Source organism: Halomonas fontilapidosi (genome assembly GCF_014192285.1).
In the GTDB taxonomy this organism is placed as follows: Bacteria; Pseudomonadota; Gammaproteobacteria; order Pseudomonadales; family Halomonadaceae; genus Halomonas; species Halomonas fontilapidosi.
Window position 1 is genome coordinate 290,951 of the sequence record NZ_JACHXQ010000002.1, and the last position, 20,224, is coordinate 311,174.

Sequence of the window (20,224 nt, forward strand, 5' to 3'; positions counted from 1 at the left end):
CTCATTCAGTCATCAAGCCATGCCGGGTACCCCAGCAGCGCATGAGCCACCGCCTGCAGCCGGCGATGCTCCGCGCCGATAGGCCAGCAGTTCAGGACCTCTCCCTCGGCCCCGTCCAGTCGCGCTACCGGCCAGACCCCCTGCAGCGAGTTGCCGATCCAGACGGCCTCGGCACTGGCCATCACGTCGGGCACGGCATCGACTTCCGACATCGGGAGGCGCTCGAGCAGCTCGGCCCGCAGCGTACCAGCAACGCCACAGCGATCCAGGCGCGGTGTCTCCAGATGCCCATTGCGCTGCCAGAAGAGGTTCATGCAGGTGGCCTCTATCAACCGGCCCTCGCTGTCGCAGAGCACTCCCTCGGCAATATCGGCGTCCGTCCACTCACCCCGGGCCAGCACATTTTCAAGCCGGTTGAGGTGCTTGAAGCCAGCGAGGGCCGGCTGAATGCCCAGTTGCAGGCGACAGAGGCGGACTCGCACCCCCGACGCCCAACGGGCTGGAGCGGGCGCAAAAGGTAACAGTTGCCAACGCAGGCGGGGAGTGGGCGCCGCGGGAGGCGCGTAGCCACGGCCGCCACTGCCGCGGCTCAGGATCAGCTTGAGGACCGCGAGCCCCCGGCCCGCCTGGGACAGCGGGCGTTCCAGCATATCCCGCTGCGGCAGGGGAATTCCCAGCACCCGACAGCCCCAGGTCAGGCGAGCCAGGTGGGCCTCCCACAGCTGCGGCTTACCATCCCGCACCAGCACGGTCTCGAAGAGCCCATCGCCATAACCAATGCCACGGTCGTCGAGCGGCCACGCCTCTGACGTGGCCGCTGCCTCGGTGTGTTCCCGCTCGGGGCTCACATCAGGACTCACACCCGCGAGAAGACCAGGGTGCCGTTGGTACCGCCGAAGCCAAAGGAGTTCGACAGACTGACGTCGACCTTCATCTCGCGCGCCGTGTGGGGGACATAATCGAGACGGCAGCCTTCCTGGGGGTTGTCCAGGTTAATGGTCGGCGGTGCGACCTGGTCGCGGATGGCCAGCACGCTGAATACCGCCTCGACGGCCCCGGCTGCCCCCAACAGATGGCCGATCATCGACTTGGTAGAGCTGACGGCCACTGTCTTCGCGGCGTCTCCCATTACCGCCTCGACGGCACGACTCTCGGCCAGGTCGCCGTGCGCGGTCGAGGTACCGTGGGCATTGATATAGTCGACGGCCGATGCGTCAATGCCGGCATCACGGATCGCATTGCGCATGGACCGAGCAGCGCCATGGCCATCTTCCGGTGGCGCCGTCATGTGGTAGGCATCGTCACTCATGCCAAAGCCGGTGAGTTCGGCGTAGATGGTGGCTCCCCTCGCCTTGGCCTGCTCGTACTCCTCGAGGACGATCACGCCGGCCCCATCGGAGAGCACGAAGCCGTCACGCTCACGGTCCCAGGGGCGACTCGCCGCGGCCGGGTCCTCGTTACGGGTGGAGAGCGCCCGAGCCGCCGAAAAGCCCCCCAGGCCCAGCGGCGTGGTCGCCATCTCGGCGCCCCCGCAGACCATCACGTCGGCATCGCCGTAGGCGATGGTTCGGGCACTGTAGCCGATGTTGTGAGTCCCGGTGGTACAGGCCGTGGTGATGGCGATATTGGGCCCGCGAAAGCCGTGCTGGATCGCCAGGTTGCCGGAGATCATGTTGATGATCGAACCAGGCACGAAGAACGGCGAGATCCGCCGCGCCCCACCCTTGAGCAGGGCGCTATGGTTATGCTCGATCATCGGCAGGCCACCGATGCCCGACCCGATGGCCACGCCGATACGATCCGCATTGCCTTCGTGACACTCGATCCCGGCATCCTGAATCGCCTGCCCACCGGCGGCCATTCCGTACTGGATGAAGAGGTCCATCTTGCGGGCCTCCTTGGGATTCAGATAAGGACTGATGTCGAAATCCTTCACCGACCCGCCGAAGCGCGTGCTGAAAGCGCTGACATCGAAGTGTTCGATGGGCGAGATACCGCTCTTGCCAGCCAGGATATTGGCCCAGCTCTCCGTCACGGTATTTCCCACCGGCGTGACCAGCCCGAGACCGGTCACTACAACCCTTCTACGAGACATCAGCTTTCCTCCACACAACCTGGGTGACACGACCCCGACACGGGATCATCATTACGCGCATTATAACCGAGTCTCTCCGACCTGTGCGGGCTCGGCAAGCTTCCGCGCCGCATAGCACGAGAGCCGTCCTGCCTGGGCAGGACGGCTCTCCACGGGGAACAGATCCCCGGACGCCTCAACGAGCGGTATCGACCGCCACCTTACTGGTGGGCGTTGACGTAGTCGATAGCTTCCTGGACGGTCGTGATCTTCTCAGCTTCTTCGTCGGGAATCTCGGTATCGAATTCCTCTTCAAGCGCCATCACCAGCTCGACGGTATCCAGGGAATCGGCGCCGAGATCTTCGGTGAAGGAAGAGGAGTTCTGGATGTCTTCTTCCTTGACGTTCAGACGCTCGGCCACAACCTTCTTCACGCGCTCTTCGATGGTGCTCATTATGACGTACTCCAGTCGTTCACATTGGCCGTTCGGAGAACCAGCCGTTAAAGATCCAGATCCGCTAGCCGGAAGCTGTGGGGTAGTTTATAGACGCCCCCGGGCCGGCGCAACCGCCTCACTCGGGAGGCATCAACGCATGTTCATACCGCCGTTGACATGCAGAGTTTCACCAGTGATGTACCCCGCCGTATCGCCGGTCAGAAAGCCCACTGCCGCGGCGATTTCTTCGGGATCACCGAGCCGTGACAGAGGAATCTGGCCAAGCAATGCCTTGTGCTGCTCCTCCGGCAGGGACCCGGTCATGTCGGTGGCAATAAAGCCTGGCGCCACGGCATTGACGGTAATGGCACGCGAGGCCACTTCACGAGCCAGGGCGCGGGTAAAACCCTCCATGCCTGCCTTGGCGGCAGCATAGTTGGTCTGTCCGAGATTGCCCATGGTAGCGACCACTGAACTGATCGAGACGATACGGCCAAAGCGGGCCCGGGTCATGCCGCGCAGACAGGCCTTGCTGACACGATAGACCGACTTGAGGTTGGTATCGATTACCGCATCCCACTCGTCTTCCTTCATGCGCATCAATAAGTTATCGCGAGTGATGCCAGCATTGTTGACCAGAATGGTCGGCGCACCGAACTCCTCGCTGATCGCCTTGATCAAGGCATCGACGCTGGCCTGATCGGTGACGTCCAGCGGGCGACCGGCTCCCTCGATTCCTGCCTCCGCAAGGTCGGCATCAATGCGCTCGGCACCGGCATCGGTGGTGGCCGTGCCGATCACGATACGCCCCTGGCGACCCAGTTCGTGGGCGATGGCGCGACCGATGCCGCGACTGGCCCCGGTGATCAGGGCGACTCTTCGCTCGATTGTCATGGTCTCTTCCGTCTAGCTCCGGGAGATGGATCAGCCATTGGCCGACGGCGACTGACCGACGGCATCCCTGGCCAGCTCGAGGGCAGCGGAGAGACTATCCGGGTCGTTGACCGCCAGTCCCTTGCTGCCCCTCGCGATTCGCTTGTTGAGGCCGGTGAGCACCTTGCCCGGCCCGCACTCGATGAACACCTCGGCACCATGGGCATTCATCGCCTCGATGCAGGAGGTCCAGCGCACCGGCTGGTAGAGCTGCTCGATCAGCCGGGTGCGCAGCGTCTCGACGTCGGCATGCGCCTGGGCGTCGACGTTCTGGAATACCGTATAGCGGGGCGAACGCAGATCAACCTCCTCCATGGCCGCCGCCAGGCGTTCGGCGGCCGGGCGCATCAGATCGCAGTGCGAGGGCACCGAGACGGGCAGCGGCATGGCACGCTTGGCGCCGGCATCCTGACAGGCCGCAATGGCCCGTTCGACGGCCGCCTTGCTGCCTGCGATAACCACCTGGCCCGGGGCATTGTAGTTGACCGCAGCGACCACGTCGCCGTTGGCGGCTCGAGCACAGGCCTGCTCCACGGCCTCGTCATCGAGCCCGAGAATCGCCGCCATGGCACCCTCGCCGGCAGGAACGGCCGCCTGCATCGCCTCACCGCGCAGCTTCACCAGCCGAACCCCTTGGGCGAAGGGCAGTGCACCGGCACACACCAGGGCACTGTACTCGCCCAGGCTATGACCGGCCATGGCCCCGGGGCGGGGCCCCTCGAGCTCCTGCCAGACGCGCCACACCGCGACGCTGGCGGTGAGCAGTGCCGGCTGCGTGCAGGCGGTGGCATTGAGTGCCTCGCTGGGCCCCTCCTGCACCACCTGCCAGAGGTCGTAGCCCAGGGCATCGGCGGCTTCCTCGAAGGTCGTGCGCACTACGCTATAGCGCTCTGCCAGCTCGCGCAGCATGCCGATCTGCTGGGAGCCCTGCCCGGGGAAGATGAGGGCAAGGGGTTGGGTCATGTCGATCACCTTTGCGCTTGTTGACTATCATCGATGCCGGTCGTGCCCGGCATGATCGGCCCAATGGGCCTGGATCCGCTCTCGGCTCGGCCGCGCACGGCCGAATCGACAGAGGACCGCCGATGGCTCAGTTCTGCGGCCAGCCGAGTAGGCAAGTCGCGCCTGACTTCACTCCCCGCCCGCTGCACCGCATAGCGGAAACCCGTGGCATCGGCGCTGCCATGACTCTTGATCACGATGCCATCCAGCCCCAGCAGGCTGGCACCGTTATAGCGCACCGGATCGAGCTCGCTTTTCAGGCGTCGCAGTGCCGGACGCGCCAATAGCCCGACCAGCCGACTGCCCCAGTGGGCCTCGAACGTCGCCTGGACCCGCTCGACCAGCAGCCGTGCCAGACCTTCACTGGCCTTGAGCACGGCATTGCCGACAAAGCCATCGCAGACCACCACGTCGACAACACCGCTGAAAATGCCATCGCCCTCCACATAGCCCTGGTAGGCAATGCCGGAGTGCTGACGCAACCAGGCATCGGCGTCGCGCACGCTGGCGGTCCCCTTGGTGCCCTCGACGCCGACATTGAGCAGCGCCACTCGCGGCGCGGCGAGGCCATCCACATGGCGAGCCATCACCTCACCCATAAGCGCAAAGTCGATCAGCCGCTCTGCGCTGGCTTCCACGTTGGCGCCCAGGTCGAGCAGATAGCAGCGCCCCCGATTGCGAGTGGGAATGGCAGTACTGATGGCCGGTCGCGGAATGTTCGCCACCGTGCCCAGGACGCTCCGAGCCAGCGCCATCAAGGCGCCGGTATTACCCGCGCTGACGCCAGCCATGGCATCGCCTTCGGCAACGCACTCGAGCATCCGCACCATGCTGGTATCGCCCCCGTACCGCAGCGCCTCGCTGGGACGCTGGGACTGCGGGACGACTGCCGCGGCATTCCCGACCTCCAGACGCGCCGCCGCCGCGGCAAGCTGCCGCGGCAGGCGGGCTATCTCGTCTTCCAGCCGCCCGGCGGGGCCGAACAGGCGGAGCTTGAGATCGGGGTCGGCAATAGCGGCAGCGGCGGCGCCCATCACGGCTGGGCGGGGACCCAGGTCACCGCCCATCGCATCGATGGCAATCCGCACGTCAACGGTCAGCCATTACCACTCGCGAGACCTCGCGTCAGGCGTCGACGACCTTGCGACCACGGTAGAAGCCGTCCGGGGAGACGTGGTGACGCAGGTGGGTGGTACCGGTTTCCTTGTCCTGGGACAGGGCCGGTGCACTGAGGGCGTCGTGGCTGCGACGCATGCCGCGCTTGGAACGGGTCTTGCGGTTCTGTTGAACTGCCATGGGTTAATACTCCAGAGTGAAACGAGGGTGTGTCAGGGTTTGCCCTTGATCTGCCGCAGCACATCGAATGGGCTCGCCGGAGAGTCGTCCGATCCGCCGGGCGCCTCCCCGCTGTTCAGCTGGTCGCGCGAGACCGGGCATTCGGCCTCATCGTGGTAGACCACCTGGGGGAGACTAAGGATGAGCTCATCCTCGACCACCGCCAGCAGGTTCAGCTGTTCGTTTTCCACCAGCACCGGTTCGTGGGTGCTGGGCAACTCGGCAGCCAGCTCATCGCTGGTCACCATGCCCAGGCGGAAGTCGCTCTCGACATGCTGCGCCATGGGCTCAAGGCAACGCCGGCAAGGCAGCTGCAGCTCGGCCTGCAGATGGCCACGGATCTCCCGCCGCCCCTGAGGGTCAATGGCGAAATCCAGCCATACCTGAGCATCGCCGGACTGAGCGCCAACTTCCTCGGCCAGCCGCGCCATCTCAGCGAGCGCCACCAGGCCTTCCAGGTGTTCGGCGCGGGCCACGAGCTTGTAGGGCTCGACCCTACCGGGGAGTCTTGAGGTCAACATAGGCGCGCAATGATAGGCACTCCCCCTGCCCCTGTCAAAGCCGCCATCGTCGCGGGTTACCATGGGGGTATGCGCCGCGATCGGCGTTGGTATCGAGACGCTTCCTGCCCCATTAACCGGAGAATGCTAATGCCCTCCCTGATCCTTGCCTCGGGCTCACCCTGGCGCCGCCAACTGCTTGATCGACTGGCGATTCCCTTTAGCTGGGAGAGCCCTGACATCGACGAGACACCGCGCCAGGGGGAAGCCCCCGAACCCCTCGTCCATCGTCTGGCACTGACCAAGGCCGAGCGACTGGCCGAACGCTACCCCTCGCACCTGATCATCGGTTCCGATCAGGTCGCGCTCTTCGACGGTGAAATTCTGGGCAAGCCGGGCGACGAAGCGACCGCCCGCGCCAATCTGGCCCGCTTCTCGGGGCATCGAGTGCGCTTCATGACCGGCCTGGCGCTGCTCGACACCGGCCGAGGCCGCCATCGCGTCTGTCACGAGACCTACGATGTGGTTTTCCGACAACTCAGCGAGACAGAGATCACGCGCTACGTGGAGCGGGAAAAGCCGCTGGACAGCGCCGGCAGCTTTCGCATCGAGGGGCTGGGCATCACGCTGTTCGAGAAGCTCGAGGGGGATGACCCCAACACCTTGATCGGCCTGCCGCTGATCCGGCTCTGCAAGATGCTGCGCGAAGCCGGGCTGGACCCTCTCGGACCCGACACTTAGTAAGCCGGCGCCGCTGCAGAGAACGGCGCCGGGAAAGCCACGAGCCATGAAGGAGGCGCTAGTAGACCTGATACCGCACCGGCGACTCACCCCGCGGCAGGCCGAGCCACTCCATGGCGACCCGGCCAAATTGACGGGAAATCCGCTCGAAGGGGTCGAGACGCGGCGTGTAGTCACGCAGCCGCGCCTCGCCCAGCCGAGCGCGGGCCACGCCGTCCAGGCTGTCGAGCTCGTCCACGAGACCCAGTTCGAGAGCCTGCTCACCGCTCCAGATCAACCCGCTGAAGAGTCGCTCGTCGTCGGCCAGGCGGCCGCCGCGCCCCTCACGCACGTCATCGATGAACTGGCGGTGGGTCGTGGTCAGCACCTCTTGCCAGAACTCACGCTGCGCCGGCGCGATGTCCGAGAAGGGATCGAGGAACGCCTTGTTCTCACCAGCCGTGAAAACGCGACGCTCGACGCCCAGGCGCCCGATGGCTTCCTCGAACCCGAAGCCGGCGTGAATGACGCCAATCGAGCCGACCAGGCTGGCCGGCGCGGCAATGATCTCATCGGCCGCCGCGGCGACATAATAGGCGCCACTGGCGCCGATATCCTCGATCACTGCCAGCACCGGCTTATCGCCCGATTCACGCAACCGCATGACCGCCGCATAAATGCGCTGGGACTGCACCGGGCTGCCCCCCGGGCTATCGATATGCAGCACCACCGCCTCGGCCTCTTCCGCCCGCCAGGCGCGCTCCAGGCCCTCGATAATGCGCTCGGCACTGGCCGGCGAGTCACTGTCGATGACCCCGCTGACCTCGACGACGCCGAGGTGCGGGCGGCTGGGCGCCCCGGCCCCCGGGGCGCCCAGGATCCCGTAGAGCGATACCGAGAGCGAGGCCAGGATCAGCAGCGCGAAGAAAAAACGAAAGAACAGCTTCCAGCGCCGGGAGCGGCGCTGCTCCACCAGCACCCCACCGATCCAGCGATCCATCATCTCCAACTGGGCCAGACGCTGGCGCTCGCGCAAGGTCTCGGCATCCTCATCAGGCGCCAGCGCTGCGTCAGGCTGCTGCGCCTCACGCTCCCGACGTGCCTGCTCAGGCGTCAATTCCGGTCCGCTCGTCCAGCGGTCGTTGCGCTTGTCGTCATCACTCATGATCATACTGTCCTTTGGTCAGCTAGCGATGCAGCCAGTCGAAGAGCTCGGGCACTGCCTCGGCGGTGAACACCGGACGGCTGGCGGCCAGGCGCGGCGGGGCATGGACGCCCCAGGTCACCGCCACGCTGTCCATACCCAGCGCCCGGGCCATCTCGAGGTCGTACTCGGTATCGCCGATCATCACCGCCTCGTCGACCGCGACATCGAGTTCGACCAGGAGCTCCTCGAGCATGCGAGGATGCGGCTTGGAGCGCGTCTCGTCGGCGGTACGGCTGGCATGAAACCAGTCGCCGCTGCCGCTCTCGCAAAAGATGCGATCCAGGCCGCGGCGGCTCTTGCCGGTGGCCACGGCCAGGCGCTGTTCCGCCCTGCCACGTAGCCGCGCCAGCCCGGCCTCGACCCCGGGGTAGAAGCGCATGGGGCCGGTATCACCCTCGACAAAATGGTAGGCATAGCGGGCCCTCAGCAGCTCGGCGCGCTCGGGATCGATGCCGGGACAGAGGGAGGCGATGGCCTCGGGCAGCCCGAGACCAATGATATTGCGGACCGACTCCGCCTCCAGTTCGCCCCAGCCGGCTTCCCGGGAGGCCGCCTGCATGCTGGAGACGATCCGCGCGATGGAGTCCATCAGGGTGCCATCCCAGTCGAAGATGGCCAGTCGATAGTGCATGAAGCCTCCGTGTCAGCGGGCGTGGCGGGCGCGGTCAAGCACCGCCTCGAGCTCGGCAGGCAGCGGCGCCTTGATCTTCACCGGCCGGCCACTGCTGGGCTCGGGAAAGGTCAGGGCCGCCGCATGCAGAAACAGTCGCGACAGCCCCAGGGTGGCGGAGAGCCGCTGGCTTTCGCGGCTGCCATACTTGTCGTCGCCAAGCAGCGGGTGGCCGGCATGAGCCGCATGTACGCGGATCTGGTGGGTGCGCCCGGTGACCGGCTCGGCCGCGACCAGGGTGGCCTTCTCGTAGGCCTCGCGCACCGCAAAGCGCGTGCGGGCCACCTTGCCCGCAGCCTCGACCCGCACACGCCGCTCGCCGTTGGCGAGCTCGAAGCGGTCGAGGCGGGCACTGACGAAGTCGCGTCGTGCCGGCCAGCGCCCGGCCACCAGGGCCAGGTACTGCTTGTCCATCTGACGCTCCTTGAGCGAGGCGTTGAGCGCCAGCAGCGCCGGCCGCGACTTGGCCAGCAGCAGGCAGCCGGAGGTGTCGCGGTCAAGCCGGTGGACCAGTTCCAGGAAATCGAGGTCCTCGCGCACCTGGCGCAATGCTTCGATCAGGCCAATCTTCACCCCGCTGCCGCCATGCACGGCAAGCCCGGAGGGCTTGTTGATCACCAACCAGTCACGCCCTTCCAGCAGCACACTGCCGGCGAGCAGGTTGCGCAGATTATCGCTCACCTCGCGAACCGCCTCGCGAGGCGTGAGGCGCAGCGGCGGAATCCGCACCATGTCGCCAAGGACCAAACGAGTATCCGCCTTGACCCGTTTCTTGTTCACCCGCACCTCGCCCTTGCGCACGATGCGGTAGATCAGCGCTCGGGGCGCGCCCTTCATGCGACTCAACAGGAAGTTGTCGACCCGCTGCCCGACCTGGCCTTCGGTTACTTCCACCCACTGTACGTCACGCCCTTCGGCCATGCCGCCACTCCACTGAATACCTGCTTGAAAGGCGCATTCTACCGCAGTGCAGGCCATCCTGCGCCAATTGCTGGCCACCCCCTTTGCTGTTATATTGTCAACTCGCTTCAAGGGGTTGTAACAGCCCGCCAGAGCGCCTGCACGACAGACACGCAGGCCGGAGCGAATAGATCAGGCCGCGACGATCCTCGCCAATCCGAGGTCCCGCCGCCGACAAGCAAGCGATACAACGCCACGCCCGGCTTCGCTCGCGCTCCCTGCAGCACGACCGAAGATGACGGGATACGTACAACAACGTGCCGGTGGCCGGCGTTGGCGAATCGATGAATGCCAGGTGTTGGCGGTGACCGCAGGGCCGGATGGGCGCAATCCCACCGAGACATGTCCTGCCTCCGCCCCGTACTCAACATGATCATGCCGTGTCGGTCCCATCGTGCAAGGATGCGCCGGTACGGCCGGGCGCACTCCCGCATCCGCGACATGCGCTGAGCACAAGCACGCAGCAACCAGTGGTTCGCCTCCGTCGTAGACCACCATCCGGCGCGTCCCCATTTGTGAGACGACATGAAACGGATGCTCATCAATGCGACCCAGCCCGAAGAGCTGCGCGTCGCCCTGGTCGATGGACAACGCCTCTACGACCTGGACATCGAGTCCGGTGCCCGGGAACAGAAGAAAGCCAACATCTACCGCGGCAAGATCACCCGGGTCGAGCCCTCCCTCGAAGCTGCCTTCGTCGACTTCGGCGCCGATCGCCACGGTTTCCTGCCCCTCAAGGAGGTATCACGCGACTACTTCCTCAAGGATCCCTCCGGGCGCCCCAGCATCAAGGAGGTGCTCAAGGAGGGACAGGAAGTCATCGTCCAGGTCGACAAGGAGGAACGCGGCAACAAGGGCGCCGCCCTGACCACCTTCATCAGCCTTGCCGGCCGCTTTCTGGTACTGATGCCCAACAACCCTCGGGCTGGGGGCATCTCGCGGCGCATCGAGGGCGAGGAGCGTAGCCAGCTCAAGGAGGCCATGAGCCAGCTGACCGTGCCCGACAAGATGGGTCTGATCGTGCGCACGGCGGGTATCGGCCGCTCCCCGGAGGAGCTGCAGTGGGATCTGGACTACCTGGTGCAGGTCTGGGAGTCGATCACTGAAGAGGCCGGCAAGCGCCCGGCGCCCTTTCTGATCTACCGCGAATCCAACGTCATCATTCGTGCCATGCGCGACTACCTGCGCCAGGACATCGGCGAGGTGCTGATCGACAGCGAGCAGGTGCATCATGAAGCCCTGGCCTTCATCCGTCAGGTAATGCCTTCCTACCAGCAAAAGATCAAGCTCTACGTCGACGAGGTCCCGCTCTTCTCGCGCTTCCAGATCGAGTCGCAGATCGAGACCGCCTACGAGCGTGAGGTCAAGCTGCCCTCCGGTGGCTCGATCGTGATCGACCACACCGAAGCGCTGGTCTCCATCGACATCAACTCGGCACGCGCTACCCGTGGCAGCGACATCGAGGAAACCGCGCTGCAGACCAACATGGAGGCCGCCGACGAAATTGCCCGCCAACTCCGCCTGCGCGATATCGGCGGCCTGGTGGTCATCGACTTCATCGACATGAGCCCGGCGCGCAATCAGCGCGAGGTCGAGAACCGCATGCGCGACGCCCTCAAGCTCGACCGCGCCCGGGTACAGATCGGCCGCATCTCGCGGTTCGGCCTGATGGAGATGTCACGCCAACGCCTGCGCCCCTCGCTTGGCGAGACCAGCGGCGTGGTCTGCCCGCGCTGCGACGGCCAGGGCACCATCCGCGACGTGCGCTCCATCTCGCTCTCCATCATGCGCCTGATCGAGGAAGAGGCGATGAAGGAGCGCAGCGCCCAGATCCGCGCGATCCTGCCGGTGCCGGTGGCCACCTACCTGCTCAACGAGAAGCGCGCCGTGCTGGCCGAGATCGAGCGGCGTCAGGGCGTACGCGTGGTGATGCTGCCCAACCCGGACATGGACACCCCCCACTACGACGTCCAGCGCCTGCGCGATGACCACGTGGACGAAGAGGGAACCGCGCCGCTGTCCAGCTTCGAGCTCTCCACCGACACCGAGGTGGGCAAGGAGCCGGAGGCCGCCTTCGGCAAGCCGGTCCAGCGCGCCGAAGCCGCGGTGAAGACCGTCGTTCACCACGAGCCAGCGCCGGCGTCGCTCCAGCAGGAGCCCCCCGCTCCGGCAGCGCCCAAGCCATCAGCCAAGGTGCCGCCGACGCCACCCGTTCCCGAACCCCAGTCGGGGGTGCTGGGTCGCCTGGTCAAGGGGCTTGCCAAACTGCTCGGCAGCGACGAAGCGCCAGCCACCACTGACGAGAAGACAGCGTCCACCCGCTCGAGTGAATCATCCGCTGACCAGGGCGCACGCAAGCCCGCCCAACGCGACGACGACCGCGGGGGCCGCAACGGTCGCCAGCGCCGGCCGCGCAGCGAGGATCGGCGCAGCTCACCCCGCCAGGAAAGCGAGCGTGGGGAGAACAAGCCGGAGAACAAGCCGGAGAGCAGCGACAATCGCGGTGGTCGTGGTGGCCGTGGTCGCGGCGGTCGTCCTGACGAAAGCCGCCAGACGCGACAGCAGGAGGCACCCAAGCCGCGCGACGACAAGTCTCGCGACGAGAAGCCTCGCGATGACAGAGCGCGTGACCAGAAGGCCCGCGACGGGAAGCCACGTGATGACGCACGCCGCCAGAAAAGCAGCGAGAAGCCGGCAGCCGCCGAGACTCCGGTAGACGACGGCAAGCCCAAGCGTACGCGCAACAATCCACGCCAACGCACGCGCAAGCATGCCATCAACCCGAAGGCCGAGGCCGAGCAGCAGCGCCTGATGGCCGAGGCCGATGATCCGACACAGCCTGCCGACGTGACGTCCGACGCTCAGCCGGCCTCCCCTGCGCAGGTCGAATCAGAAAAAGCCGAGTCGACAAGCGATCAGGCCGACAAGGCCGAACCTAAAGAGGAAACGCCGAAAGCGGAGAAGAAGCCGACCAAGAAGACGACCGAGACCAAGGCAGCGTCACCGAAGGCAGAGAAGAAAGCTGCCGAGCCGAAGGCTGAGCCCAAGCCGGAGGCGGCACAGCCGGAGCAGAAGCCGGCCGAGCAGACCGCCGAGGCGAACGCTGAGCCCACGTCGAAGGCGGCAAAGGCCGAGCAGAAAGCCGCAGAGCAGCCCGCCGAGGCAACGACTGAGTCCAAGCCGGAAGCGGCGGCACAGCCGGAGCAGAAGCCGGCCGACACGTCCGCCGAGGCGAACGCTGAGCCCACGTCGAAGGCGGCAAAGGCCGAGCAGAAAGCCGCAGAGCAGCCCGCCGAGACAACGACTGAGTCCAAGCCGGAAGCGGCGGCACAGCCGGAGCAGAAGCCGACCGAGCAGCCCGCCGAGGCGAACGCTGAGCCCACGTCGAAGGCGGCAAAGGCCGAGCAGAAGCCGGCCGAGCAGACCGCCGAGGCGAACGCTGAGCCCACGTCGAAGGCGGCAAAGGCCGAGCAGAAGCCGGCCGAGCAGACCGCCGAGGCGAACGCTGAGCCCACGTCGAAGGCGGCAAAGGCCGAGCAGACAGCCGCAGAGCAGCCCGCCGAGGCAACGACTGAGTCCAAGCCGGAAGCGGCGGCACAGCCGGAGCAGAAGCCGGCCGACACGCCCGCCGAGGCGAACGCTGAGCCCACGTCGAAGGCGGAACAGCCGGAGCAGCAGCCTGCCGCAGACAGGGCCGAGGCACCGAAGGCAGAGCCGACACCGGAAGAGGCCAAGAGCAAGCAAGCGGACGAGAAGACTCGCACCAATCGCCGCCGTCGCCGCGCTCACAATGACCCGCGGGAAATCCGCCGTCGTGAACAGGAGGCCAAGGCTCAGGAGGGCGGCAAGCAAGGCTAACCTCCCCTACTTGCCTCCACCACTGACAGCGCCCGCAGCCATGGCTGCGGGCGCTGTCGTTTCAGTAAGGAAAACGCCGGGTCGGATCAGGCCGGGGCGACCAGACGGGGTTCGCGCTCCAGCATCACGCCAAAACGTTCGCTCACGATCTCGGTCACTCGCCCGGCGAAATCGAGCAACTCGCCTGCGGTTCCGCCACCGAGGTGCACCAGCACCAGCGCCTGGCGCCCATGCACCCCGAAATGCCCCTGTCGCCAGCCCTTTAGGCCGCACTGGTCGATCAGCCAGCCTGCTGCCAGCTTGACGCGGCCATCGGGCTGGGGGAAGTGCGGCATCGCCGGATGGGCAGCGACCAGACGGGTCGCCAGGTGAGCCGCCACCACGGGGTTCTTGAAGAAGCTTCCGGCATTGCCCAGCACGGCGGGATCGGGCAGCTTCTCGCGGCGGATCGCGCAGACCGCCTCGGCCACTTCCAGGGCACTCGGCGGGGCGCCCACCCGGGCGGCCAGGTCACCGTAGCCGAGTCGGGGTCGCGGCGAGCGCGACAGACGCAGCACCAGCCGGGTGATCACCACGCGGCCCTCCAGTGCCCCCTTGAAGACGCTGTCACGGTAGCCAAAGGCACACGCCTCGGGTGAGAGGACTGCCTCTCGACCATCGTCGAGATGAACCAGATGCACCGCCTCGAGCACATCGCTCAGCTCCACGCCATAGGCGCCGATGTTCTGGATCGGTGCCGCGCCACAGTGCCCGGGAATCAGCGCCAGATTCTCGGTGCCCCAGAGCCCCCTGGCGGCCAGTGCCATGACCAGGTCATGCCAGACCACCGCGGCCTCGGCATGGACGAGAACACTATCGCCCTCGCCCTCTTCCAGCCACCACTCCGCCATGGCCGGCCGAATCACCAGGCCCGCCAGCCGGTCCGGAAGGATCAGGTTACTGCCACCTCCCAGCAGGGTCAGCGGCCAGCCCTCGTGATGGGCCAAGTCCAGTGCGGCGCGCAGCTCGTCGAGGTTTGCCGGTTCGGCGAAGCGCTCCGCTCGGCAGGGCAGGCCCAGGGTATTGGCCCGGGAAAGATCAGCAGAGGCCTGAAGCGTCAGGCTCACGGAGCAGACTCCAGTCGCGCCTCGATCTCGTCAATCAGCCCCCGGGAGGCTGCCTCGATCAGGTCCAGCACCTCGTCGAAGCCTTGCTCGCCACCGTAGTAGGGATCGGGAACGGCGCGATCAGGATACCCGGCGTAGCCAAGAAAAAGCCGCGCCGGCACCCGGCGATGGGGCGGACGCCGCGCCTCGATGGCGGCGAGATTGTCATGATCCATGGCCACCAGCATGTCGAAGTGGTAGAAGTCATCATCGGCAAGCTGCCGGGCGCGCAGTGCCGACAGGTCGACGCCGCGGCGGGCGGCGGCCTCCCGGGCACGGGGATCGGGTGCCTTGCCCACGTGCCAGGGGCCGATGCCGCAGGAATCGACTTCCACCCGTTCGGCCAGGCAACGTTCATCGAGCAGCCGGCGGAAAACGCCTTCGGCGGTGGGGGAACGGCAGATATTGCCCAGACAGACGAAGAGCACGCGCATCAGTGGCCTCCCGAGCGCTGCATCAGTTGACGGACCCGGACCAGATCCTCCTCGGTGTCCACGCCTGCCGGGTGCGACACTCGGGCCAGCGCCACCTGGATGGCATGGCCATGATGCAGGGCACGCAGCTGCTCGAGCTGTTCCAGGCGCTCTAGCGGCGAGGGATGCCAGTCGCGGTAGTCGGCAAGAAAGCCCGCCCGATAGGCATAGAGGCCAATGTGACGCAGCCAGGCGTCAGTCTCGAGCAGCTCGGGACGACGCGCGAAGGCGTCCCTGTCCCACGCCTCTCTATCCCAAGGAACAGGCGCACGCGAAAAATACAGGGCCCGCCCGGAAAGTGCCCGCACCACCTTGACCGCATTAGGATTGAAGAGGGTCTCGACGTCGCTGATCGGCTCGGCCAGGGTCGCGATGGACGCATCGGGATCGTCGAAGAGCCGCGCCGCTACCTGATCGATCAGCAGCGGCGGAATCAGCGGCTCGTCACCTTGCACGTTGACCAGCACGGCATCATCGGCCAGATCCAGCCGCTGGGCCACCTCGGCCAGGCGGTCGGTGCCCGAGGGATGGTCATCGGCGGTCAGCAGTACCTCGGCACCAAAGGGCACCATGGCCTCGACGACGCGGCGATCATCGGTTGCCACGACCACCCGGGCGGCAGCGCTCTCGCGTGCGCGTCGCCAGACATGCGCCACCATGGGCTCGCCGGCAATGTCGGCCAGCGGCTTGCCGGGCAGCCGCGAGGAGGCGAAGCGCGCCGGTATGACGGCGATGAACTCCTGCATGGGACCTCCTCAGGACTCGCCGGTGCGCCCGGGCGAGTCGTGCAGTTTCTCATCGACGTCCATCGCTCGGGCCTCCTCGGGCAGCATCACCGGGATACCGTCACGTATCGGATAGGCGAGCCCATCGAAGCGACAGGCCAGTTCGCCGGCCTCGCGTTGGTACTTGAGCTTGCCCTTGCACAGCGGGCAGACCAGCATTGCCAGCAGTTCCTTGTCCATGACTCCCCCTCGGGTGGGTTTCAGGTGGCGGCGCGGGCTGCTCGCTGCGCCGCCTGGGTTGAGAGTGACATCAGCCGCCTCTGCAGCCAGTCGATAAAGGCGTCGTCGGGCCGGGCCTCCACCTCGAGGACCCAGCTGTCGTCGGCTGCCAGCCCCCGACACTTCACCGCATCCTTGGCCGTCATCACCAGCGGCCGCTCATCGACGAAGGCCAGGTCCGAGGCGGTGAAGCGGTGGTGGTCGGCAAAGGCATGGGGGATCGGCTGCACACCCAACGCCTCCAGCGTGGCGAAGAACCGTGCCGGGTGACCGATACCGGCCAGGGCATGCACCGGCCCCGCAAAAGGGGGCGAGGCGGGCGGCACCCGTCTGCCATCACCGAGGCGACGCCAGGCCGAGGGTACCAGGGCCATGCCATAGGCACCGGCCGGAGGCTCGAAAGCCGGTTCGCCGTTGATCACCACGGCATCCACCTCATCGAGTCGCGACAGCGGCTCGCGCAACGGCCCGGCCGGCAGACAGCGACCATTGCCGAAGCCGCGGCGTCCATCGACCACCACGAGTTCCAGGTCACGGCCCAACGCCAGGTGCTGCAGGCCATCATCGCCGATCAGGATATCGCATCCCGCCGCCAGCAGTCGCCTGGCGCCACGGGCGCGATCCGGGTCGACCACCACCGGCAGCCGCGTCTGGTCGGCCAGCATGCGAGGTTCGTCGCCGCACACGGCGACCGGCGTATCGGCGTCCAGCAGCAGCGGATAGTGGTCGCTGTGGCCGCCATAGCCGCGCGACAGGATGCCGGGTGACCAGCCACGCTCGACAAGAAAGCGCGCCAACCAGGCCACCAGTGGCGACTTGCCCGTGCCCCCCAGGGTGACGTTGCCGACCACCACCACCGGCACCGGCGCCTCCCAGACGGCCCGCCTGCCCGTCGCGAAGGCCGCGGCGTGACGCCGCACGGCCAGGCGATAAAGGGCCTCCAGCGGCCGCAGGGCGGCCAGCCAGGCGTCCCCGCGATAGGCGGCCGCCAGCCAGTGCTCGCCGAGACGCGCCAGCATGGATCAGGCCGGCTCCTGGAACTGCAGCCGATGCAGCGCCGCATAGGCCCCGTCCCGTTCAAGCAGCTCGGCATGACTGCCCTGCTCGACCACCTCGCCCTGCTCAAGCACCAGAATGCGGTCGGCGCGCTCGATGGTCGAAAGGCGGTGAGCGATGACAATGGTGGTGCGTCCCCGGCAGACCTCCTCCAGGGCCGCCTGGATATGGCGCTCCGACTCGCTGTCCAGCGCCGAGGTGGCCTCGTCGAGCACCAGCAGCGGCGCATCCTTGAAGATCGCCCGGGCGATCGCCAGGCGCTGACGCTGGCCGCCTGAGAGCATCACGCCGTTCTCGCCGACCAGGGCGTGGTAGCCCCCCGGCATGCGCTCGATGAACTCGTGGGCATGGGCAGCCCGGGCGGCGGTCTCGATCGCCGCCGGATCCGGGTCATCGATCCCATAGGCGATGTTGTCGGCGATACTGGCATTGAACAGCGTGACCTGCTGGGACACCAGGGCGATCTGGCGGCGCAATGGCTGCAGACGAAAGGCATCCAGGGGCACCTCATCGATCAGGATGCGCCCGGCGGTCGGCTGATAGAAGCGCGGCAGCAGGCCCACCAGGGTCGACTTGCCGCTGCCGGAGCGGCCGACGATGGCAATCATCTCGCCGGGCTTCACCGCCAGGTCGATGCCCTTGAGCACCTCGGGCTGGTCATCGCCATAGGCAAAGCGGACCCCCTCGAAGCAGACACGGCCGGCGAGTCGACCGGGGTCTCGAGTGCCCTCGTCGCTTTCCGGGGGCTCCTCGAGCAGGCCGAAGAGCTCGCCGGCGGCGGCAATCCCCTTCTGGATCTCACTGTTGATCTCGGTGAGCTGGCGAACCGGCTTGGCCATCAGCGCGGCAGCGGTAACGAAGGCCACGAACTCGCCCGGCGTCATTGCGTCAAGCAGGGTCGGCGACATCGCCAGCCACACCAACAGGGCAAGCGACAGCGCCACCAGCAACTGGATGACCGGCGTGCTGATCGCCTTGGTCAACGCCTCCTTCATGCTCTGGCGGCGGTTGACCTCGCTGGCCGCGGCGAAGCGCGACTTCTCGTAGGCCTCGGCGCCGTGGGTCCGCACGACCCGGTAGCCGGAAAGGGCCTCGGAGGCCACATGGGTAACATCGCCCATGGAGCGCTGGATACGCCGCGAGATGCGCCGGAAGCGTTTGCTGGCATAGCTGACCACGCCACCGATCAGCGGGGTCACGGCCAGAAACAGCAGCGTCAGCATCCAGTTGGTCCACAGCAGGTAGAGCACCAGGCCGATCACGAAGAGCCCTTCGCGCAGCAGGATGGTGACCGCCTTGGTGGCGGCCCCGGTGACCTGCTCGACGTGGTAGGTGACCCGCGAGATCAGATGCCCCGTGGAGTGGTCATCGAAGAAACGTCCCGGCAGATGCAGCATATGGTTGAAGACATCGCAGCGCAGGGCATGCACCAGGTTGCGGGCCACGCTGCTCATGAAATAGGTGCCCAGGAAGGTACCGAGCCCGCGGGCCGCGAACATGCCCACCACGAACAGCGGCAGGAAGAGTCGAAAGGCGGCGTCGGGATTCTGGATGCCGTCGATCAGGCGCTTCATCATCTCCGCCAGCGCGGTGCTCGAGGCGGCATAGATAACATAGCCAAGGATCGCCAGGGCAAAGGCCCGCCAGTAAGGTTTCACATAACCCAATAGGCGCTTGTAGAGGGTCCAACCGGAATGTTCGCTCACGGTGTCTCCGCTTGAGTGGTTGCCGCCGCTGCCGTGGCAATCCGTACGCGGCGGATCTCGAGGCCGGCGGCACGATCCAGGACGCGCACCACGGCGGCGTGTGCGGCGCGCCCGTCGGCCTCGATCACCAGCCCGTGCTCGCGAGCCTGTTCGGCCTCGGCGGCCAGCGCGTCGCCCAGCGTCCCGGCGGTGTGGACGCGCTCGCCCAGCCGATAGTCGCCTTCGCCGGTCACCACGACGGTCACCGGCGCCGCCTCCATCGCCTGCCCGCTCTCGCTCTCGGGGAGCTCCAGCTCCAGCGCCTGGCGGGTCTCGAACGTCGTCGAGACCATGAAGAAGATCAACAGCAGGAAGACCACGTCGATCAGTGGCGTCAGATTGACCTCCACCGGGTCGCGTCGCCGCCGGGGAAACTTCACGGCTGTTTCACCCTCGGCGCAATGCGCCCATCGGCCTCCAATGGCTCGTCGCCGCGCTGGCCAGGCCGCGACTCGTCGCCGTGCCGTTCGGCGAGCACCAGCTCGCCCGGATAATGGGCGAGGTACTCGACGACCTGGCCGGCCTGCTCCTCCATGCGCACCGTGATGTCCTCGACCCGACGCTGAAAGTAGCGGTGGAACATCAGCGACGGGATCGCCACGGTGAGGCCCGCCGCGGTGGTGACCAGGGCACGGGAGATGCCGCCGGCCAGGTCGGCGGTGCGGCTGGCACCGTCGCCGGTGACGATCACCGCGAACACCTCGATCATGCCCACCACGGTGCCCAGCAGGCCAATCAGCGGGGTAATGGCGGCGATGGTACCCAGCGGGCTCAGGAAGCGCTCCATGTCATGGATCACGGCGGTGGCCGCCTCCTGCAGACGGGCACGCACCTGCTCGTGGCCGAGCCGGGCATTGCGCAGCCCGGCGGCGAGCACACCCCCCAGCGGTGAGTGCCCCTCGAGCCAGTAGAGGTTGACCTGACCGCGCGCCACCAGGCGACAGACTTCCTGGCCCAGCCCGTAGGGGGCGATGCGACGCGCCCTGAGGGTCCACAAGCGCTCGATGATGATCACCGTGGCCGCCAGCGAGCAACCCAGTAGCGGCACCATCAGCCAGCCGCCGGCGATCAGGGCATCCATCATGTCCATGCGCTTTCCCCTTGC

General features: G+C 66.7%; 21 protein-coding genes. 2 read left to right on the forward strand and 19 right to left on the reverse strand.

The genetic code is table 11. The features are described from left to right. Positions 1-5 precede the first annotated feature (5 nt). From pabC to FHR95_RS04975, 8 genes are all read right to left on the reverse strand, one after another. The gene (gene pabC / locus FHR95_RS04940) at positions 6-848 is read right to left on the reverse strand and encodes an aminodeoxychorismate lyase (protein ID WP_183313591.1); all 843 of its coding nucleotides are present in this window, start codon (positions 846-848) and stop codon (positions 6-8) included. 8 nt (positions 849-856) lie between these two features. Continuing rightward, complete coding sequence (gene fabF / locus FHR95_RS04945; protein ID WP_040187483.1) at positions 857-2,095, reverse strand: beta-ketoacyl-ACP synthase II; 1,239 nt, start codon at positions 2,093-2,095, stop codon at positions 857-859. Positions 2,096-2,295: 200 nt separating this feature from the next. Continuing rightward, complete coding sequence (gene acpP, locus FHR95_RS04950; RefSeq protein ID WP_008956801.1) at positions 2,296-2,529, reverse strand: acyl carrier protein; 234 nt, start codon at positions 2,527-2,529, stop codon at positions 2,296-2,298. Positions 2,530-2,661: 132 nt separating this feature from the next. Beyond that, complete coding sequence (fabG, locus tag FHR95_RS04955) at positions 2,662-3,405, reverse strand: 3-oxoacyl-ACP reductase FabG (protein ID WP_183313592.1); 744 nt, start codon at positions 3,403-3,405, stop codon at positions 2,662-2,664. 30 nt (positions 3,406-3,435) lie between these two features. Continuing rightward, complete coding sequence (gene fabD / locus FHR95_RS04960) at positions 3,436-4,407, reverse strand: ACP S-malonyltransferase (protein WP_183313593.1); 972 nt, start codon at positions 4,405-4,407, stop codon at positions 3,436-3,438. Positions 4,408-4,412: 5 nt separating this feature from the next. Next, positions 4,413-5,534: a phosphate acyltransferase PlsX gene (plsX, locus tag FHR95_RS04965; RefSeq protein WP_040187493.1), complete on the reverse strand. Its 1,122-nt coding sequence runs from the start codon at positions 5,532-5,534 to the stop codon at positions 4,413-4,415. Between the two features lie 37 nt (positions 5,535-5,571). Beyond that, entirely contained in the window at positions 5,572-5,742 is a 171-nt protein-coding gene (gene rpmF, locus FHR95_RS04970; RefSeq protein WP_023005526.1) for a 50S ribosomal protein L32, read from the reverse strand. Between the two features lie 32 nt (positions 5,743-5,774). Further along, the gene (locus FHR95_RS04975; protein ID WP_040187495.1) at positions 5,775-6,302 is read right to left on the reverse strand and encodes a YceD family protein; all 528 of its coding nucleotides are present in this window, start codon (positions 6,300-6,302) and stop codon (positions 5,775-5,777) included. A 129-nt stretch (positions 6,303-6,431) separates the two neighbouring features. Here FHR95_RS04975 and FHR95_RS04980 point away from each other — a divergent pair, with 129 nt between their 5' ends. Continuing rightward, entirely contained in the window at positions 6,432-7,022 is a 591-nt protein-coding gene (locus FHR95_RS04980; RefSeq protein WP_183313594.1) for a Maf family protein, read from the forward strand. Between the two features lie 58 nt (positions 7,023-7,080). On the opposite strand, the gene sppA is transcribed toward FHR95_RS04980, so the two are convergent. From sppA to FHR95_RS04995, 3 genes are read right to left on the reverse strand one after another with little or no spacing between them, the layout of a single operon-like run. Beyond that, the gene (gene sppA, locus FHR95_RS04985; RefSeq protein WP_183313595.1) at positions 7,081-8,166 is read right to left on the reverse strand and encodes a signal peptide peptidase SppA; all 1,086 of its coding nucleotides are present in this window, start codon (positions 8,164-8,166) and stop codon (positions 7,081-7,083) included. A gap of 22 nt (positions 8,167-8,188) precedes the next feature. Beyond that, positions 8,189-8,839 carry an HAD family hydrolase gene (locus FHR95_RS04990; protein WP_183313596.1) on the reverse strand — a complete coding sequence of 217 codons (651 nt, stop codon included), beginning with the start codon at positions 8,837-8,839 and terminating at the stop codon, positions 8,189-8,191. A 12-nt stretch (positions 8,840-8,851) separates the two neighbouring features. After that, positions 8,852-9,799, reverse strand: a complete 948-nt coding sequence (locus FHR95_RS04995; protein WP_183313597.1) for an RluA family pseudouridine synthase — start codon at positions 9,797-9,799, stop codon at positions 8,852-8,854. A 564-nt stretch (positions 9,800-10,363) separates the two neighbouring features. Between FHR95_RS04995 and rne the strand changes: the two genes are divergently transcribed. Beyond that, positions 10,364-13,696 (forward strand): ribonuclease E, encoded by a 3,333-nt coding sequence (gene rne, locus FHR95_RS05000; protein WP_183313598.1) that lies wholly within the window; start codon positions 10,364-10,366, stop codon positions 13,694-13,696. Positions 13,697-13,782: 86 nt separating this feature from the next. Here rne and murB read toward each other — a convergent pair whose 3' ends face one another. From murB to FHR95_RS05040, 8 genes are read right to left on the reverse strand one after another with little or no spacing between them, the layout of a single operon-like run. Then, complete coding sequence (gene murB / locus FHR95_RS05005; protein ID WP_183313599.1) at positions 13,783-14,802, reverse strand: UDP-N-acetylmuramate dehydrogenase; 1,020 nt, start codon at positions 14,800-14,802, stop codon at positions 13,783-13,785. Continuing rightward, a complete protein-coding gene (locus FHR95_RS05010; RefSeq protein ID WP_183313600.1) occupies positions 14,799-15,275 on the reverse strand; it encodes a low molecular weight protein-tyrosine-phosphatase in 477 nt (158 codons plus the stop codon). The genes murB and FHR95_RS05010 overlap by 4 nt, the downstream gene beginning before the upstream one ends. After that, positions 15,275-16,060: a 3-deoxy-manno-octulosonate cytidylyltransferase gene (gene kdsB, locus FHR95_RS05015; RefSeq protein WP_183313601.1), complete on the reverse strand. Its 786-nt coding sequence runs from the start codon at positions 16,058-16,060 to the stop codon at positions 15,275-15,277. Before kdsB ends, FHR95_RS05010 begins: the two co-directional genes overlap by 1 nt. A 9-nt stretch (positions 16,061-16,069) precedes the next feature. After that, positions 16,070-16,279 carry a Trm112 family protein gene (locus FHR95_RS05020; RefSeq protein ID WP_040187517.1) on the reverse strand — a complete coding sequence of 70 codons (210 nt, stop codon included), beginning with the start codon at positions 16,277-16,279 and terminating at the stop codon, positions 16,070-16,072. A 20-nt stretch (positions 16,280-16,299) separates the two neighbouring features. After that, the gene (lpxK, locus tag FHR95_RS05025; RefSeq protein ID WP_183313602.1) at positions 16,300-17,337 is read right to left on the reverse strand and encodes a tetraacyldisaccharide 4'-kinase; all 1,038 of its coding nucleotides are present in this window, start codon (positions 17,335-17,337) and stop codon (positions 16,300-16,302) included. A gap of 3 nt (positions 17,338-17,340) precedes the next feature. Beyond that, entirely contained in the window at positions 17,341-19,080 is a 1,740-nt protein-coding gene (gene msbA, locus FHR95_RS05030) for a lipid A export permease/ATP-binding protein MsbA (RefSeq protein ID WP_183313603.1), read from the reverse strand. Continuing rightward, complete coding sequence (locus FHR95_RS05035; RefSeq protein WP_040187523.1) at positions 19,077-19,499, reverse strand: biopolymer transporter ExbD; 423 nt, start codon at positions 19,497-19,499, stop codon at positions 19,077-19,079. Before FHR95_RS05035 ends, msbA begins: the two co-directional genes overlap by 4 nt. Next, positions 19,496-20,209, reverse strand: coding sequence for a MotA/TolQ/ExbB proton channel family protein (locus tag FHR95_RS05040; RefSeq protein ID WP_246378381.1), 714 nt, complete (start codon positions 20,207-20,209; stop codon positions 19,496-19,498). Before FHR95_RS05040 ends, FHR95_RS05035 begins: the two co-directional genes overlap by 4 nt. Positions 20,210-20,224: the final 15 nt, after the last annotated feature.

Excerpts from the sequence above, each read along its gene's own strand:
- fabF (WP_040187483.1), bottom strand. The coding sequence starts at position 2,095 with ATGTCTCGTAGAAGGGTTGTAGTGACCGGTCTCGGGCTGGTCACGCCG.
- acpP (WP_008956801.1), bottom strand. The coding sequence starts at position 2,529 with ATGAGCACCATCGAAGAGCGCGTGAAGAAGGTTGTGGCCGAGCGTCTG.
- fabG (WP_183313592.1), bottom strand. The coding sequence starts at position 3,405 with ATGACAATCGAGCGAAGAGTCGCCCTGATCACCGGGGCCAGTCGCGGC.
- fabD (WP_183313593.1), bottom strand. The coding sequence starts at position 4,407 with ATGACCCAACCCCTTGCCCTCATCTTCCCCGGGCAGGGCTCCCAGCAG.
- rpmF (WP_023005526.1), bottom strand. The coding sequence starts at position 5,742 with ATGGCAGTTCAACAGAACCGCAAGACCCGTTCCAAGCGCGGCATGCGT.
- FHR95_RS04975 (WP_040187495.1), bottom strand. The coding sequence starts at position 6,302 with ATGTTGACCTCAAGACTCCCCGGTAGGGTCGAGCCCTACAAGCTCGTG.
- FHR95_RS04980 (WP_183313594.1), top strand. The coding sequence starts at position 6,432 with ATGCCCTCCCTGATCCTTGCCTCGGGCTCACCCTGGCGCCGCCAACTG.
- sppA (WP_183313595.1), bottom strand. The coding sequence starts at position 8,166 with ATGAGTGATGACGACAAGCGCAACGACCGCTGGACGAGCGGACCGGAA.
- FHR95_RS04990 (WP_183313596.1), bottom strand. The coding sequence starts at position 8,839 with ATGCACTATCGACTGGCCATCTTCGACTGGGATGGCACCCTGATGGAC.
- FHR95_RS04995 (WP_183313597.1), bottom strand. The coding sequence starts at position 9,799 with ATGGCCGAAGGGCGTGACGTACAGTGGGTGGAAGTAACCGAAGGCCAG.
- rne (WP_183313598.1), top strand. The coding sequence starts at position 10,364 with ATGAAACGGATGCTCATCAATGCGACCCAGCCCGAAGAGCTGCGCGTC.
- FHR95_RS05010 (WP_183313600.1), bottom strand. The coding sequence starts at position 15,275 with ATGCGCGTGCTCTTCGTCTGTCTGGGCAATATCTGCCGTTCCCCCACC.
- kdsB (WP_183313601.1), bottom strand. The coding sequence starts at position 16,060 with ATGCAGGAGTTCATCGCCGTCATACCGGCGCGCTTCGCCTCCTCGCGG.
- FHR95_RS05020 (WP_040187517.1), bottom strand. The coding sequence starts at position 16,279 with ATGGACAAGGAACTGCTGGCAATGCTGGTCTGCCCGCTGTGCAAGGGC.
- lpxK (WP_183313602.1), bottom strand. The coding sequence starts at position 17,337 with ATGCTGGCGCGTCTCGGCGAGCACTGGCTGGCGGCCGCCTATCGCGGG.
- FHR95_RS05040 (WP_246378381.1), bottom strand. The coding sequence starts at position 20,209 with ATGGACATGATGGATGCCCTGATCGCCGGCGGCTGGCTGATGGTGCCG.